Source organism: Plantactinospora sp. CA-290183, from assembly GCF_050936375.1.
In the GTDB taxonomy this organism is placed as follows: domain Bacteria; phylum Actinomycetota; class Actinomycetes; order Mycobacteriales; family Micromonosporaceae; genus Plantactinospora.
Genome location: NZ_JBNJMX010000001.1, coordinates 197,045 through 213,042 on the forward strand (window position 1 = coordinate 197,045; position 15,998 = coordinate 213,042).

Below are 15,998 nucleotides of genomic sequence, written 5' to 3' on the forward strand. Positions count from 1 at the left end.
GCTGCGGTCAGCGGGCGGCGGTGGCGGCGGCCGGCTCCGGGGTGGCGGCGAGCAGCGCGGCGGCCCGGGACCGGCGGACGTTGCGGATCGCGTCCACCGTGAAGACCACCAGGGCCAGCCAGACCAGCGCGAACCCGGCCAGCCGCGCCGGCGGCATCGGCTCGTGGAAGACGAGTACGCCGAAGCCGAACTGCAGGATCGGCGCGAGGTACTGCAACATCCCCAGCGCGGTCAGCGAGAGCCGGTTGGCCGCCCCGGCGAAGAGCATCAGCGGGATGGCGGTCGCCGCACCGGCCAGCGCCAGCAGCAGGGTGTGGCCGACCGAGACCTGCCCGAAGGTCGAGTCGCCCCGCCAGACGAGCCAGCCGAGATAGCCGAGCGCCGGCAGCGCCAGCACCGCGGACTCGACGAACATGCCCTCCGCGGCCGGCAGGCCGAGCTGCTTCTTCACCAGGCTGTACCCGCCGAAGCTCACCGCCAGGGTGAGCGCGATGTACGGCAGCCGGCCGTAGTCGACGGCCAGCACCGCCACGGCCAGGCCGCCGATGCCGAGCGCCACCCACTGCGCGGCGCGCAGCCGCTCGTGCAGCACGGTGACGCCCAGCAGCACCACGCCGAGCGGGTTGATGAAGTAACCCAGCGACGTTTCGATTACCCGGTCGGAGTTGACGCCGTAGATGTAGGTGCCCCAGTTGACCGCGATCAGGGCGGCGGCGAGGACGATGCCGGCCAGCGCGGCCGGCCGGCGGCGCAGCCCCCGGAGGAACGTCCAGTTGCGGGCCACGGCGAGCACGAGGGCGACGAAGACGACCGACCAGAGCACCCGGTGGGCCAGGATCTCGATCGGGCCGGCCGGGCGGAGCAGCTTGATGTAGAGCGGGAAGAAACCCCACAGCGTGTACGCGCCGAGCCCGTAGAGGTATCCGCGCCGCACCTGGCTCATGTCTCCACCGTAAGGTGCCCGCCCGGGTCAGACCCCTTTCCCGTGAGCGGTGTCACCGGAAGTTCCCGCAGGTCCAGCTCCATCCAGTTGGCCGGTACGGCCAGCGGGGTGAAACCGGCCGTCGCGTACACCGGGTGCGCGTCCCAGGTGGCGAGCAGCAGCCGGCGTACGCCCCGGCCGGTCAGGTCGTCACGGATGGCCGCGACCATCCAGCGGGCCAGCCCCCGTCCCCGCTCCGCCGGATCGACGTAGACGTCACAGAGCCAGGCGAAGGTTGCCCCGTCGGTCACGACCCGGGCGAACGCCACCTGGTCCTCGTCGCCCGGCCGGTACACCCCGTAGACCGAGGAGCCCTCGATGGCCCGCCGCATCAGCTCACGGGAGCGCCCGAGCGCCCAGTACGCGTCGGTGGAGAGCCAGTGGTGCACCCGGTCCACATCCAGCCGCCGGGGATCGCTGGACAGCAGGTAGCCGTCGAATCGCGTGATGACTAGCACCCCGTGACGTTATCCGCGGACCCGCCGTCCGCCCGGGGCCAATTCCCGGGAAGTGGATCGCCCCCGCGTTCCGGTCGGCCCTGGGTCGGCCCGGTCCCGGCCCGGGGTCCGCCGCTCAGTCCCGGTCCAGGACCAGGCCCAGCAGCCAGGTGACCACGCCGACGAGGAGCGCGCCGAGCACCGCCGCCGGCCAGAACCCGTCGAGGAGGAACGGCAGCTCCAGTTGCTCGGCGATCCAGCCGGTGAGCAGGAAGAGCAGCGCGTTGACCACCAGCGCGATCAGACCCAGCGTCACCAGGTACAGCCCGCAGCCGACCGTCTTGATGATCGGCTGGAGCACCGCGTTGACCAGCCCGAAGATCGCGGCGACCAGGACCAGGGTGGTCACCGCCTCGCCCGGCGAGTCGGTGGCCAGGGTGATGCCGGGGATGAGCAGCGTCGCGAGCCAGAAGGCCAGCGCCGTGCAGACCAGCCGGACCAGAATGCCCTTCAGGAAACCCATGCGGGGGATCGTGCCAGAACGTCCGGTTGGTGCCCAGCCCTCGGCCGCCCCGGAGATCCCGGCCCGCCGGGCGACCGGCCTCGCTCGCCGGCCCCGGGTGAGCGGCCGTGCTCGCCGGCTGGGGTGGCGCCTGTGTTCGCCGGCCCGGGTGCGCGGCCGTGCTCGTCGGTCAGTAGCGGCCGGGTGGGCCGATGAGCTGCGACTCGATCGGGGTGGCCGAGAGCAGCGCCCAGCGCAGGACCCGCCGGTTGATCACCCCGACCATGTCCTCCCGGATCCGGGTCAGCCACTCGGCCGAGTCACCCAGCCCGAGCGCCATCCCGGCGAGCTGGGCCTCGTTGGGGCGCAGCGGCTGCAACACCACCAGGTCGGCCCGGGAGACCACGTCCACGTCGACGGCGGCCAGCTCGTCGCGTACCACCAGGCTGGCCTGCCAGCCCGGACCGGGCTGGGTGTCGGCCGCCACCGGCCCGACGTCGACCACGACCAGCAGCGGGTGCAGCTGGGTGCCGGGCGGGCCGCCGACCGGCCGTCCCGGTGGGATGACCGCGATCGTCTCGCCCGGCGCGCTGGCGCCCCGGACGAAGGGCTCCCAGGCGCGCGGCCGGGCGGTCTGCACCACGATCCGCGCGCCGAGGGCCATCGCCCGCAGCGCGACGAGCTGCGCCGCGCGGACGCCACCGATCAGCACCACCCGGGTCGTCTCGGCGCGGAACAGCCGGGCGACCACCGCCGAGCCGTGCCGGTTGGCGCCGATCATCAGACCGGCCGAACCGATCGGCAGGTCCAGCGAGTCCACGGACGACACCGGCAGCACGGTGGCCGGCGTCGGCGCGGTCGGGCCGGCGCCGAGGATGCCCAGCGGCAGGGTGGTGGCGAGGCCGTCGAGCTGCTCGCCGTCCATCCGGCGTACGTGGGCGTGCTCGGCGGCGAGCAGTCGCCGCAGGGCCTGTACCGCCGCCGACAGTGCCTGGGGACCGTTGGCGGCGAGGCGTACGGTCACGTCCACCCCGATGCTGTCGGTGTTGGCGCCCCGCCACGGTCCCGCGCTGACCGAGACGGTGGTCGCGGTGGCCGGCAACGCCAGCAGCCGGGGCACGAAGCGCCGGCCGGTCTCCGTACGCAGGTCGGGCCAGCGGCGCAGCCGGAAGCTCGCCTGCAGCAACCCGCCGAACTGCACGCCGCCCCAGCTCTCGCGGCCCGGCTGGACGCCGTCGTGGTGGGCCGTCTCCGCCAGTACGCCGAGTGCGGCGCGTTCGCCCAGCGCCCGCGTCGGCACCGGGGCGAGCCGCCGGCGCACCTTCCGGACGGCGCTGGAGAGGGCGCGGCGAAGGTCCTCATCGGACCAGCCGTCGGCGCGCAGCACCCGGACGGCGAGCAGCGCCCGCTCGTAGCCGAGCAACCGGCCGTCGGTGAGCTGCCGGTAGGAGGTGGCCGGCGTGCCGCCGCCGGCGTTGAGCGTGGGAGCGGGGGCACCGGTCAGCAGCAGCTGGATGCGCATCGGCGGGGTCTCCGCGCTCGCCGCCGGCAGCAGGGCGGCCGGCGAGAGCAGCGACTGCGGTGCGTCCGTCAGCATGCCGACCTGGTCACCCAGTTCGAGTACGGCGGTCAGCCCGTAGGCGTCGCTGATCAGCGACGCCGCGTCGCCGGCCAGGTCGGTCGGCAGCACGGTGGCGCCCGGGTTCACCAGGTCGAGCAGGGCCTCCGGGGTGGCGTTGGCGGGCGACGTGCGGCGGCGACCGGAGTAGCGCAGGCCGATGCCGATCCACTCGAAGGCCCAGCGCCTGCGCAGGCGCAGCCAGGAGAGCACCACCAGCCCGATCGCGAGCAGCACCGCGCCGACCAGCGCCAGTGGACCCTGCCCGGTCGCCGCGAGGACCAGTGCCACCGCCACCTGGGCCAGCACGATCTGGCCCGCCCGGACCCCGCGCAGGCCGGAACGGGACGGAGTGGACGATGCCGGCAGTGGCGCCGGCGCCGACCAGTCGAGCCGGCTGCCGGTCCCGCCGGACCGGGTCGTGTTGTCCGCCGCAGTTACGGTCACCGCGATAGCCTCCCCTGGATGGGCGCCGCCGTAGGCCCGCCCCCCGCGATTCGCTCAGGGGCCTATCGTATGGGCCGGACCAACCGGGAAGGGGGCCCGTATGCCATCGCGGCAGGACCAGTTGCATTCGTACCAGTTCATGGTCCAGCGGGTGGTGGGCGCACTCGTGCAGCGGGAGACCGATCCCGCGCAGTCGCCGTTCCGGCGGGCGGCCGGCGCCACGCTGGCCAGCGTGCTGATCGCCCTGATCCTGATCGGCGGCTCCGTCGTGTACGGGCTGTTCGTCGGCGGTGGTGCCACCAAGTGGAAAGACCCGAAGGTGGTGATCGTCGAGAAGGAGTCCGGCGCGCAGTACGTCTACTACGAGGAGAAGCTGCACCTCGTCCTCAACTACGCGTCCGCGCTGCTGATCGTCGACAACCCGCAGCCCAAGACGGTGTCGGTGTCCCGCAAGTCGCTGGAGGGCGCGCCGCGCGGCGTACCGCTCGGCATCCCCGACGCCCCGGAGTCGCTGGCCCCGGCGAACCGGCTCAACGCCGACCCGTGGACGGTCTGCTCCGCCCCCCGCGCGGGCAGCGGCCCGCAGCCGGCCCAGTCCGCCCTGCTGATCGGCGAGAAGGCCGACGGCGGACGGGCGCTGGGCGAACAGGGACTGCTCGCCCAGCACCCGGACCAGAGCCTCTATCTGATCTGGCAGAACCGGCGGCATCTGATCCGGGACCGGACACTGGTGCTCAACGCGTTGACCTGGAACAGTGCCCGGCCGGTGGCAGTGGCGCCGGCGCTGCTCAACGCGCTGCCCGCCGGGGCCGACCTGGCCCGTATCCCGATCGCCGACCAGGGGGAGCCGTCCGAGGCGGTGCAGGGGGCCGAGATCGGTGAGGTGTTCCTGGTCGAGCGGGTCGGCGGCGGCGGTGGCCAGTACGTTGTCGCCCGGCGCGACGGTCTGGCGAACATCACCGAGTTGCAGGCCAGCCTGTTGCTCGCCGACCTGCGGCAGGACGATCCCACCGAGATGACCCTGGCGCGGTACGCGGCCATCGACAAGGTGGCGTCGCCGGTGCCCGACGACGAGGCCGCGGCGCCGGAGAGCATCCCCGACCTGGCCACCGCCGAGGGGAACGTGGTCTGTGCCGACGCCGCCGAGAACGGTGGCGTACGCGAGGTCAGGACCGGGGCGAGCCTGCCGGACCTGTCCGGTGTCGCCGGCACCACCGCCCGCTCGCCGCAGGGGGGCGGGCTGGCCGACCACGTGCTGGTGACCCCCGGCCGGGGCGCGGTGGTCGAGGCCGCCGCGGCGCCGGGGGCGAGTGGTGGCGCCCTCTCCATCATCACCGACCTGGGCCGGCGTCATCCCGTGATGAACACCCAGGTGCTGGCGACCCTGGGGTACGGCAACGTCAAGCCGGTCCGGATCGCGGCGAGTCTGGTGGCGTTGGTGCCGGACGGTGCCGCGCTGGATCCCGCGGCGGCCCGGCGGGCGGCGGTGCAGGATTGAGTCGTGACGTGGCGTGGCCGGTGGACCGACTGCCCGGTTCCTCCGGACATCGGCGGTCGTGCGTGGCGTCCGGTGGAGCCGGTACCGGCCGGGACTCGTCCACAGCGTGGACGAAAGGGGCTACCAAGGCTTGCTCCGGCCCGCTACCGTCAGCGACGAGGGTTATTGACCTGACGTGCCGTGACCCGCGCAGGGGGCGGAGACGACCCGGGTTGTCCACAGTGGGCCTCCCGGAAGTGGTGACGAGTTAGGGAGCGGGGTGACGTCCGGGGTGTCCCAGACGCAAGCAGAAGCTGCGGTGATGCAGCAGACTGCTCAGAAGTTCGAGCAGGTCGACCAGTCGCTGCAGGGCATGCTCAGCAGCCTCATGAGTCAGCTTGAGGTGCTCCAGACCGCGTGGCGCGGTGCTGGTGGTCGTTCGTTCGAGACCGTCAAGCAGCAGTGGAGGCAGGACCAGGACGCTATCCACCGCGCGCTGCGGGAGACGGCGACCGCGATCCGCACCTCGGGTCAGCAGTACGACGCGTCCGACAGCGAGGCGTCGAGCCGGGTAGCTTCCACCAACCGCGGCATCTCGCTGCCGCTCTGATTCCTCTGGGGAGGGAGATCCGATGGGTGACGGCCTTCTTGTCGTCAGTTTCCCTGCGTTGCAGCAGGCCAGCGCGGACATTCAGAAGGCGCTGAACACGCTCGACTCGCAGCTCGACCAGCTTGAGCGGGACGCGGCTCCGCTGGTTTCCACCTGGGGTGGTGAGGCCAAGGAGGCGTACGAGGTGCGCCAGGCGAAGTGGCGCCAGGCCTCGCAGGACCTGCAGAACATGCTGCGCGAGATCAAGACGGCGCTGGACGAGTCCTCGTCCGACTACCTCAGCACGGAGAAGAAGAACACCAGCCTGTTCCAGTAGGGCTGGTCAGCACCACGCCGGATGCCCCGGGATCGCCGCGCTGCGCGTCGCGAACCGGGGCATCCGCGTGTCGTCCCGTCCCCGGCTCGGAGTGTGCCGGGCCGGATCACGCCGGGCCGGCGGGACGCCACCGGCGGCGCATGCCCTGTGGCAGCACCGTGGCCAGCAGCAGCGCAAGTCCGGCGACGGTGCCGGCCACCCCGGCGACCCAGAGGGCCCGTTCCTGGGCCACCGAGCGCCGTTCGGCGCGGGCCACCGCGACCGGGTCGACCTCCTCGGCCGGCAGCCCACCGGCCGGCTGCCGCCGGGCCGGTGCCGCGGTGTCGGTGACCGCCCGGTACGGGTTGAGCACTCCGGCGCCGTAGTCCTGGCGCCGGTTGCCCGCGGCCGGGTCGGCCGTCGCGACGAGCCGGGCGGCCACCTCCGCCGCGGACAGGTCCGGCTGGTAGTCGCGGATGAGGGCGGCGGTGCCCGCCACGAACGGCGCCGCGTAGCTGGTGCCGTCCTCCTCCTTGTGTCCCTGTTCCGGGACCGCGGCCAGCACCTTCCCGCCGGGTGCGACCAGGTCGACGTAGTCGCCGCGCTGGGAGAAGGGCGCGACCACGCCGTCCTGCCCGACCGCGCCGACCCCGATCACTCCGTCGTAGGCGGCGGGATAGGGCCGAGGATCGCCCTCTTCGTGCAGGTTGCCGGCGGCGGCCACCACGACGATGTCCTCGGCGACGGCGTACGCGGTCGCCGAACGGACCGCGGGGTTGTCCTCGTAGAGCACGACGGACATGTTGATCACGTCGGCGCCGTTGTCCACCGCCCAGCGGATCGCCTGCGCGAACTCCGCGGCGGTGACCGTCTCGCCCGACTGCTCACCCTCGATGATCAGCTGCTCGCTGACCCGGACCGGCAGGATCTTCGCCTTCGGCGCGAGGCCGTGGAACCCGATGCCGTTGCGCGGGGTGGCCGCGATGATGCTCGCCACGCCCGTGCCGTGACCCTGGCAGTCCCGGGTGCCGTCGAGGCCGGCGTCGAGGAAGTCGGCGCCCCGGGCCACCCGGCCCCTCATCTGGACGTGCGTCTTGTCGACCCCGGAATCGATGACCGCGACGGTCACCCCCTCCCCGGTGGCCAGCGGCGCCAGCCGCTCCGGGGCGTACCGCTGCTGCGCCCAGGGCATCGCCTTGACCGGCTCCACGGGGGCCGGAGTGCTGGTGCAGCCGGGCAGGGCCAGACCGGTGCGCGGTACCGCGGCCGCGGCGGCCGGTCCGGCGATGGTCGGCAGCACCGACGCCGCGACGAGGGCGCCCACGAGGGTGCGTCGTACTCTCCGGCCAGCCATCGCCGCCTCCGAATCGGTTCGGTCCGCCTGTGTGGTGTCGGCCACCCATCGGTCCGGGTCCGCCCACCGGATGCTATCGGTGCGTTGCCGGTCGCGGCATCCGCCGCCGGGTGAGCATTGTGATCATGTGCCTACCTTGTAGGTTGTACGCGATGCTTGTGGCCTGTACGGCGGAGGGGAGGTGGCCGTGACCGAATGGGAGCCGGCCACCGAGGCCGAGGTCGCGATGCGGGACGCGTTGCGCGCCGGTGACCAGGAACTTTACTTCCGCATCCTGGCCCGCACCGAGCTCCTGCTGCCGGTCTCGGCCGAAGCGCTGGCCGGCCGTGCGCCGATGGGCTGGGGCACCTGGACCACCGGCGGCCGGACGCACGTACTCGCCTTCACCTCGCTGGCCGCCCTGCACGCCTGCCTGGCCGAAAATGCCGGTTCCACCCGGCGCTCGCCGTACCCCGAACTGGCCGCCGGCTGGCCCAACCTGGAGTGGTGGCTCGCGGTCAATCCGGGACTGCCGATCGAGGGCTATCTTCCCGCCTGGTTCGTGTCCCAGCTCTCCCGTGGCGACGTGCGGCTCCCCGGCCGGGGCATTGGGGCCCGGGCCCGACTGGAACAGGTCGAGCGGGCGGCGCGGGCCCGCGCCACCGCTTCGGTACCCCGACGTCCCGAACCGTCCCCCGGGCGGCCCGGCCCGGCGCCGGCCGCCCCGGAGCCACCACCCGTCCGGCCCGCCGCCCCGGTCTCGCCCGGCCGATCCGCGTCGCCGGCCGATCCGGGTACGGTCCCGGCGGACGCGGTGATCTCCGGGTTCGCCGTCGGGCACGACGACGTCGACGGCCCGACCTCCGGCGAGGGCCCGGCCGGCTGGATGACTCCGGCGAGTCGGAGCCGGCCCGACCGGTCGAACGGTGCCAACGGCGGCAGCCCGTCCCCACCGGGCCAGCGCCCGGCCGGTCCGTCCGGCCCGTCCGACTCGCGGCGGCCGGCCGGAGCGGCCTTCGAATCCTCGACCGGTTTCGAATCCTCGACCGGTTTCCAGTCGTCGGCTGGTGTCCAGTCCTCGACCGCTTTCGAGTCCGCTGCCGCGCCGGCCTTCGAGTCTTCGGCCACCTTCGAGTCGCCGGCCGCGCCGGCCTTCGAGTCGTCCGGCGGGGCGGGCTTCGACCGGTCGGGCGGGGGCGAGCCCGAGCGCCCGGCCGTGGTTGACGGCCAGTGGCGGGGCGCCATGACGGCCGAGCGGTCGGCTCCGGCGGCGGACGAGGCCCCGCCGGCCTGGCGTGCGGCGTCGGGCCGGTCGGCCGAGGAGGACACCTTCTCCTTCCGCACCGGGCCCCCCGAGATGCCGGCCCCGGTGCGGCCGGCCGCACCCCCCGAACCGTCCCTCTTCACCCCGATCCCGGACCGACCGGGCGGCTCGTGGTCCGCGGACGACGCCTCCGGGCGGGATCCGATCACGGCCGCCGGGCGGGATCCGATCACGGTGGACGTCGGGCTCGGCCCGGGCGCCGCCGCCCTGCTCGACGCGGCCGTCACCGCTCCGCTACCGACCGGGCCGCGGCCCGGCACGCCCCGCATCCCCGATCCCGATCGAGGCGGGCCGCTCTCCGCCGAGCCGCCCCCGGCCGCTTCGCGTGCCCCCGAGCCGCCCCCGGCCGCTCCGCGTGCCCCCGAGCCGCCCCCGGCCGCCCCGCGCGCGGCCGACGAGGCCGCCCGGGTGGCGTCCGGGTCGACGTCCCCGGATTCCGGGATGGCCGATTCGGGTCCGCCGCTGCGCCCGCCGCCGGACTTCGTCCCGGCCAACGACGTCGAGCGGGGACTGCTGGACGCGGCCGGCGAGGGGAGCACCGAGACCTTCCTCTCGACGCTGCTGCTGGCCACCGTGCTCCTGCCGATCGCGCCGAACTCCGCCCCGGGCGCCCGCCCCGGTGGTGACGGGTTCGAATGGCGTACGGAGAAGCTCGACGGGGAGACCTACCTGGTGGCGTTCACCTCACCCGAACGGCTCGCGGACCACCTTCCGGTCACCATGGAGACACTGTCGGTCAAGTTCGCCCAGTTGATCCGCCGCTGGCCGGACGACGCCTGGTCGTTCGCGGTCAACCCGGGCACCCCGGTCGGTGCGAAGCTGCCCGGCGGACAGATCGTCGCGCTGGCGAACTGGGCCGCCGAGATGGGCCTCGGCGACGACGCGGACCCCGGTGAGCAACCGGCGGCGGCGCCCGCCGAGGAGGCGCCCCGATCGACGTACGCGCCGGCCCGGGAGGACCCGGAACGGCCGACGGTCATGCAGAAGGCCATCGCGCCCAGCCAGCTCGCCTACTACCTGGAGCGGGGCTACGACCGGGTGTCCGGCTTCGTGCAGCGCGCCTCCGAGGTGGCCCACCTGCGTACGCCGGCCAAGCTCCACGCCGCGCTCGGGCTCGGGCACGCCGGCTCCCCGTTCTCGCCCGACGCCGACGAGATCTACCTGCTCCGCTGGCCCGCCCACCGACCCAGCCTCTACCGCATCCCCTACGGCGGGCAGAACGAGCCCGCCATGCGGGCGATGGAGGGCTGGGTGATCGAGCGGCCGCCCTTCCGGGGCAACGGGTTCGCGCCGGGGGAGAGCAGCGACGTGGTCGCGGAGTTCAAAGTGGACAGCATCCGGCTGCCGCACGGCGCGCAGCTCTGGCGCGTCGGCGTCGACGGCACCGAGCAGCTCGTCGCCACCCTCGACTGCGACGTGCCGACCTGGCGCCGGGTCGGGGAGGACTGATGCGGGACGGGTACGTCGCCCTGTGGCACGGGCGCGAGTACGAGGCGAGCCCCGCCGGCGACGAGGTACGGCTCTACTCCTCGGAGCCGGCGGACGGCTTCGAGGAGGTGCGCCCGGGACGGTTCGTCCGGGTGGTGCCGGAGGCCGAGGTCGAGGAGCTGGTCTACGTCCGCACCCGCTGCTCCTGGCAGGGGCAGCCGTTCATCGTGCTGGCCCAGCACGACAACTGGCTGCGGCTGGAATACACCGGCGGGCGCGCCCCGGTCGCCCTGTCACTGGGCCTGGAGGCGTTCGACTTCGGGGTCTACCAGGGCTGGGCGCCGGCCGCCGAGGTCACCGACCTGCGCGAACGCCGCGTCTGACCCGCGCCGCGGCACCGTGGGCCGGTACGCATCAGGACTTCACCCAGCGCAGGATCTCGCCCAGCACCAGGTCCGGCGCCTCGACGTGCGGGAAGTGGCCGACATCGTCCAGCAGGCGCCACTCGTACGGGGCGACGACGTAGCGGCCGGAGCCCTGTGCGGTACGCGGCAGCGCCGCCCGGTCGAGCGCACCGTGCAGTTGCAGCGTCGGCGTGACCAGCGGCTGCTGCAGCAGCCGGACGAACCGGTAACCGTGCAGGCGCAGCACCGAGCGGAACGCCCACCGGTAGGCCTCCATCGCGCAGAACGCCGCCTGCGGGATGCGCATCGCCTCCTGGCAGCGGGTCGCGTAGTCGTCGAAGGCGGGACCGGACACCCATCGGGGGCTGCCCCAGCGGGCCAGGAACTGCCGGACGAGCACCGCGTTGTCCCGGGTCAGCACGTGCTCGTAGCGGGGGATCTGGAACCTCAGCGTCGGAGTGGCCGCCGCGAACTGCCCGCGCGGGTCGGCGAAGATGCCGGCCCGCAGCCGCAGCGGGTGCGGTGCCGCCAGGACCACCAGCCGGCGTACCAGAGCCGGGTGGAAGGCCGCCGCCGTCCAGCCGATCATGCCGCCGGCGCCCGCGCCGACCACCACCGCCGAGCGTTCGCCGAGCGCCCGGATCAGGCCGGCCACGTCGGCCGCGAGCGTGTACCCGTCGTACCCCCGGGGTGGCTTGTCGCTCGCGCCGTAACCGCGCAGGTCCACCGCGACGGCCCGGTAGCCCGCGTCGGCCACGGCCGGCAGCATGTCGTGCCAGGCCCACCAGAACTCGGGGAAACCGTGCAGGAACAGCACCAGTGGGCCGCTGCCCGCCTCGACGACGTGGAACCGGCTGCCGTTGGCGCCGACGAAACGGTGCTGCCACGGCCCGTCCACCAGAACGCAGGACTCCTCGACGGGCCGCCGGCCCCCCTCCCGCCGGTCACTCATGTCCCGCCTCGCTGAGCTGGCCGTTCCGCTTCCTGCACTGGCTCATGGGGCCAGCCTAGGGGCAACGGCGCCGGCCGAGCCCCCGGCACGGGGCGGATCAGGGGACTGTCCGGGATGTCACCGAGCGTCGGAGCCGCGAGTACGGGTACCGCTGAGCCGAGGGTCAGCGCGCGGCGGCGTACCGCTACCGGGTCCGGTTACCGTACAGCGATGGATGCCGCCGCCCCGACCAGCCCGTCCGAGCTGCCGCTGCCACTGATCCGGGTACGGGGCCGGCCCCGGGAGTGCGGGCTCGGCTACGGTGCCGCCGCCGGGGAACTGATCCTGGCCAACCTCGACTTCTACCTGCGACGGTTCCGTGACGAGGCCGGACTGGCCGCCGACGCCGTACGGGCGGCGGGGCTGGCGTTCCGCGCCGCCACCCTGCGCCACCATCCCCGGGTCGCCGCGCTGCTGGACGGGCTCGCCGAGGGCGCCGGGGTGGGTCTCGGCGAGATCTACGCGTTGAACGCCCGGACCGAACTGCTCTACGGCCAGCCCGGGGCCGGCGCCGCCACCCGCGCAGGGATCGACGGGGGCGCCCGGCCGGACGCCGACGCGGGGGCCTGCACCTCGGTCGGCGTGCTCGGTACGCACACCGGCGGTGGCCACCTGCTGCTCGGGCAGAACTGGGACTGGCATCCCGACCAGCGGGAGGTGATGGTGCTGCTCGCCACCACCGACGAGCGTGGGCTGACGGTGCTGACCCTCGCCGAGGCGGGCATGCTCGCCAAGACCGGCCTCAACTCGGCGGGCGTCGGGGTCTGCGTGAACATGCTCGGCTGCGACCGGGACGGGCTGCCCGGCGACGGCGCCGCCCCCGGCGTGCCGTACCACGTGCTGCTGCGGGCGGTGCTGGAGGCGGACAGCCTGGCGACGGCGTTGCAGGCGGCCTGCCGGACCCCCCGGAACAGCTCCATCAACCTGCTGGTCGGTCAGGCCGCGCCGGCCGGCGGCGAGCTGATCGACCTCGAACTGGTCCCCGGCGACGTCGGCTGGGCGCATCCGGTGGACGGCCTGCTCAGCCACGCGAACCACCTGGAGACGGGGCTGCCGGTGCACGACACCGCCAAGGACTGGGGCGGCTCCTCGCTGTTCCGTTCGGCGCGGGCCCGCCGGCTGCTCGCCGAGCGGGCCGCGCGGCGGTCGGTGGACGAAACCGACCTGACGGCGCTGTTCCGGGACCACGCCAGCCGGCCGTACAGCATCTGCCGGCACGTCGACGAGCGCTGTCCGCCGCCGGAGCGCTCCGAGACGGTCTACTCGGTGCTGATGGACCTGGACGACCGGCGGCTGGGCATCGCGGCCGGCCCGCCCTGCGGGCACGACTACGGCTGGCTGGACCTGGCGTCGCTCTGATCCGCGGGCCGACGATCTCCCGGGAGCGGGAGCTGGGGCGGGAACACGGTCGGGGCCGGGAGCGTAGCGCGCTCCCGGCCCCGACGTGGTGCGGGTGGTGCTACCGGATCAGTTGCTGACCTTGATGATCGCGAGGTCGCTGATCAGGCGGTTCTCCAGCAGAAGCTCGATCCTGGTGCCGGTACCTGCCACCTTCACCGAGTTCATCGGGTTCGCCGCCGACCAGTAGCGGTCCGGCTGTGCGTCGGTGAACACCGGCACCGGGTTCAGCTTCGGCACCGTGGTCGGCACACCGTTCAGGTGGAACGTCTGCGCCGGCTTGGTGAACTTGCTGAACGTGGCGTCGTAGCTGGTCCGCCGGTTGGTGACGTTGCCCTGCCCGGGGACCGTGATCGGGCCGGGCCGGACGTCGACGGGCAGGTTCAGGCCGTAGCCCGGGTGGACGATCGTGTCGTTGTCCTCGTACGCGTAGTTCACGTACCAGACGAGCAGGCCCTGGTGGTTCTTGAACCGCTCCACGAAGTCCGGCTTGGTGCTGGTCCAACCGAAGTTGTACGGCCCGGTCTCCAGGGTCTTGTCGTACCCGTAGTAGGTCCGGTACTCCGCGATGTAGAACCGCGGCCGCATCTCCGAGTACGAACCGGTGGAGCGGGTGAAGCCCCGCGCCGTCCACTCCGCCGACTCCGACTCCGCCCCGTCGGTCCAGACCGCGGTGCCGTCCTTGACCAGCGAGATGTTGTCGAAGAACGCACCGGCCAGGTTGGTACCGCCGTCGCTCTGGTAGCGGTACCGGAACTGGATCGTCTGCCCGGCGTACGCGGACAGGTCGTAGTTCAGGTCGATCCAGTCACCGGAGGAGCCGTCGATGCCCGTCTCGGGCTGCCCGCCGGGCGTGGGCTCGTCGATCAGCGGGTGGGTCAACCTGGTCCAGGTGGACCCGCCGTCCGTCGACACCTCGGCGAAGAGGTAGTCGAAGTTCTCCTCGGTCCGGTACCACGCCTTGGCGTTGACCGCCGCCGAGGTGGCGCCGGTCAGGTCGAGCTGCCGGGTCAGCGTGTTGTTGAGGTTGTCACCGGTGCCGCTCCACCACTCGCGTTCGCCCTCGAAGGGCTTGTTGAGCGAGATGGTGACCTCCTGGTCGGGCAGGTTCACCACGGCCGCCTGGGCGAGGCCGTCGGTGTCTCCGGCCGCACCGAGGGTCGCGTAGGTGGTGCCGCTGTCCCAGTCGATCGTGGAGTAGTTCAGCCAGCCCAGGTAGAGCTTCGACCAGGGGTCCATGTAACCCGGGGTCGAGCCGATGTCCTGCCCGCCGTGGTTCAGCCAGGAGCCCGAGGCCATCAGGCTCCAGAAGCCGACCCCGTTGTCCCCGCCCTGCGTGTCGTACAGGTCGGGCAGGCCGAGGTCGTGGCCGTACTCGTGGGCGAAGACGCCCAGGCCGCCGTTCTCCGGCTCCGTGGTGTAGTCACGGATCCACAGCCCGGTGTCGCCGATCTGCACGCCGCCGGACTTGTTGCCCTCCGGCCCGGCCGAGCCGGCGAGGTCGGTGAAGGCACCCCAGCGGTGCGACCAGATGGCGTCCGCGCCCTGCGCACCGCCGCCGGCCTCCTCGCCCTCCCCGGCGTGTACCGCCTGGAAGTGGTCGACGTAGCCGTCCGCCTCGTTGAAGTTGCCGTCACCGTCGAAGTCGTACCGGTCCCAGACGTCGAACTGGTTGAGGTACTGCCTGATCTCCGCCTGGCTCTTGCCCGCGGCGACCTGGGAGTCGTACCAGGCGGTGGCGGTGTCCTTGACGAAGGCCCAGTAGCCGTCCCGCTCCTGGATCTCGTTACTGCCGTAGCGGGCCTCGTTGAACGGGACCTTGACCCAGTCGCTGACGTCGCCGCCGACCGTGTAACGGCCACCGGACTGCTTCAGGTAGAAGTCGCGCATCGACTCCTTGCCCTCGGCGTAGAACAGGTCGAGGTAGGACTGCCGGTTGAAGTCCGGCTTCCAGATGGTGCTGTTGTCGTCGGTCGGGCTGCCGTCGTAGACCCGGTCCCGCTCGGGGATCTGGTTGCGTACGGGGCCGTCGGTGCCGCCCGTGCGCGGGTCCTTCTGGTTGCCGAACTCGACCAGGATGGTGAAGATCGGGTCGACCTTCGGGGGCTGCTGGTACTCGACGAACCGGTCCGCCTTGACCTGGATCACCTTCGACCCGTTGCGGGTCTGCAGCTTGGCCTTGCCGGAGAGCAGGTCGGCGATGGCCTCCCTGCGGACCTTCTGGTGCTCCTCCTGGAGCGGGTCGGGCAGGTTGTCGGCCCGGTGGGTCGCGCCCGTCGGCTCCCCGGCGGGGGGTGCGGGTGCCGACGGAGCCCCGGACGCCGGCGCGGCGACCGCGCCGGCCGCCAGCAGCACGGCCGTGGCACTCGCCAGACCGGCTGTGACTCGTCTCCTCAAAGGTCCTCCTCCTTTGTGGAAGTGTTACAGGACATGCCGGCGCTTGGCGGGCACTGTCATCAGACGCGACCACCACCTTTGCAGATCGATGGAACGCTGTCACGGGTCGCTGACGTGCCAACATGACGGTCCGTATGACGTCTAACCAGGGCGAAAACGTTCTAACGGGCACCGATTCCTGGTTGCTGCAACGTCACAGTTCGGCTACGGCGGAACCGCGTCACCGGCTGGTACGTCTATTCGCCGCCACGGCTGTATGCGTACCGTACCGGCCGGCGCCGCCGGTGCCTGGTCACGGACCCGCCGGTAGACCCTGGAAGACGGCGACGGGCGGGCCCGGTGTCGGGCCCGCCCG

At 73.0% G+C, this 15,998-nt stretch carries 13 protein-coding genes; 6 read left to right on the forward strand and 7 right to left on the reverse strand.

The genetic code is table 11. The features are described 5' to 3' along the window. Positions 1 to 7 precede the first annotated feature (7 nt). The 4 genes from rarD to eccE form a co-directional block, all read right to left on the reverse strand. Positions 8 to 943, reverse strand: a complete 936-nt coding sequence (gene rarD, locus ACQEUR_RS00945) for an EamA family transporter RarD (protein ID WP_433024030.1) — start codon at positions 941 to 943, stop codon at positions 8 to 10. After that, positions 940 to 1,440, reverse strand: coding sequence for a GNAT family N-acetyltransferase (locus ACQEUR_RS00950; protein ID WP_433024032.1), 501 nt, complete (start codon positions 1,438 to 1,440; stop codon positions 940 to 942). Before ACQEUR_RS00950 ends, rarD begins: the two co-directional genes overlap by 4 nt. 115 nt (positions 1,441 to 1,555) lie before the next feature. After that, on the reverse strand, positions 1,556 to 1,942 hold the full coding sequence (locus ACQEUR_RS00955; RefSeq protein ID WP_433024034.1) for a phage holin family protein: 387 nt from the start codon (positions 1,940 to 1,942) through the stop codon (positions 1,556 to 1,558). Positions 1,943 to 2,111: 169 nt separating this feature from the next. After that, the gene (gene eccE / locus ACQEUR_RS00960; RefSeq protein ID WP_433024036.1) at positions 2,112 to 3,986 is read right to left on the reverse strand and encodes a type VII secretion protein EccE; all 1,875 of its coding nucleotides are present in this window, start codon (positions 3,984 to 3,986) and stop codon (positions 2,112 to 2,114) included. 100 nt (positions 3,987 to 4,086) lie between these two features. On the opposite strand from eccE, the gene eccB reads away from it, so the two are divergent. From eccB to ACQEUR_RS00975, 3 genes are all read left to right on the forward strand, one after another. Continuing rightward, the gene (eccB, locus tag ACQEUR_RS00965; protein WP_433024038.1) at positions 4,087 to 5,484 is read left to right on the forward strand and encodes a type VII secretion protein EccB; all 1,398 of its coding nucleotides are present in this window, start codon (positions 4,087 to 4,089) and stop codon (positions 5,482 to 5,484) included. Between the two features lie 271 nt (positions 5,485 to 5,755). Continuing rightward, complete coding sequence (locus ACQEUR_RS00970; protein ID WP_433025838.1) at positions 5,756 to 6,073, forward strand: WXG100 family type VII secretion target; 318 nt, start codon at positions 5,756 to 5,758, stop codon at positions 6,071 to 6,073. 22 nt (positions 6,074 to 6,095) lie between these two features. Next, positions 6,096 to 6,389, forward strand: a complete 294-nt coding sequence (locus tag ACQEUR_RS00975; protein ID WP_433024040.1) for a WXG100 family type VII secretion target — start codon at positions 6,096 to 6,098, stop codon at positions 6,387 to 6,389. A 106-nt stretch (positions 6,390 to 6,495) separates the two neighbouring features. Here the strand turns inward: ACQEUR_RS00975 and mycP are convergent, their stop codons facing one another. Beyond that, positions 6,496 to 7,722: a type VII secretion-associated serine protease mycosin gene (gene mycP, locus ACQEUR_RS00980; protein WP_433024042.1), complete on the reverse strand. Its 1,227-nt coding sequence runs from the start codon at positions 7,720 to 7,722 to the stop codon at positions 6,496 to 6,498. A 187-nt stretch (positions 7,723 to 7,909) separates the two neighbouring features. Between mycP and ACQEUR_RS00985 the strand changes: the two genes are divergently transcribed. Together ACQEUR_RS00985 and ACQEUR_RS00990 are read left to right on the forward strand one after the other, a co-directional pair. After that, the gene (locus tag ACQEUR_RS00985; RefSeq protein WP_433024044.1) at positions 7,910 to 10,474 is read left to right on the forward strand and encodes an SseB family protein; all 2,565 of its coding nucleotides are present in this window, start codon (positions 7,910 to 7,912) and stop codon (positions 10,472 to 10,474) included. After that, the gene (locus ACQEUR_RS00990; protein ID WP_433025841.1) at positions 10,471 to 10,836 is read left to right on the forward strand and encodes a hypothetical protein; all 366 of its coding nucleotides are present in this window, start codon (positions 10,471 to 10,473) and stop codon (positions 10,834 to 10,836) included. The genes ACQEUR_RS00985 and ACQEUR_RS00990 overlap by 4 nt, the downstream gene beginning before the upstream one ends. 31 nt (positions 10,837 to 10,867) lie before the next feature. Here the strand turns inward: ACQEUR_RS00990 and ACQEUR_RS00995 are convergent, their stop codons facing one another. After that, entirely contained in the window at positions 10,868 to 11,809 is a 942-nt protein-coding gene (locus tag ACQEUR_RS00995) for an alpha/beta fold hydrolase (protein ID WP_433024046.1), read from the reverse strand. Between the two features lie 210 nt (positions 11,810 to 12,019). On the opposite strand from ACQEUR_RS00995, the gene ACQEUR_RS01000 reads away from it, so the two are divergent. Next, positions 12,020 to 13,207: a C45 family autoproteolytic acyltransferase/hydolase gene (locus tag ACQEUR_RS01000; protein WP_433024048.1), complete on the forward strand. Its 1,188-nt coding sequence runs from the start codon at positions 12,020 to 12,022 to the stop codon at positions 13,205 to 13,207. A 108-nt stretch (positions 13,208 to 13,315) separates the two neighbouring features. Here the strand turns inward: ACQEUR_RS01000 and ACQEUR_RS01005 are convergent, their stop codons facing one another. Then, on the reverse strand, positions 13,316 to 15,643 hold the full coding sequence (locus ACQEUR_RS01005) for an immune inhibitor A domain-containing protein (RefSeq protein WP_433024050.1): 2,328 nt from the start codon (positions 15,641 to 15,643) through the stop codon (positions 13,316 to 13,318). Between the last annotated feature and the right edge of the window lie 355 nt (positions 15,644 to 15,998).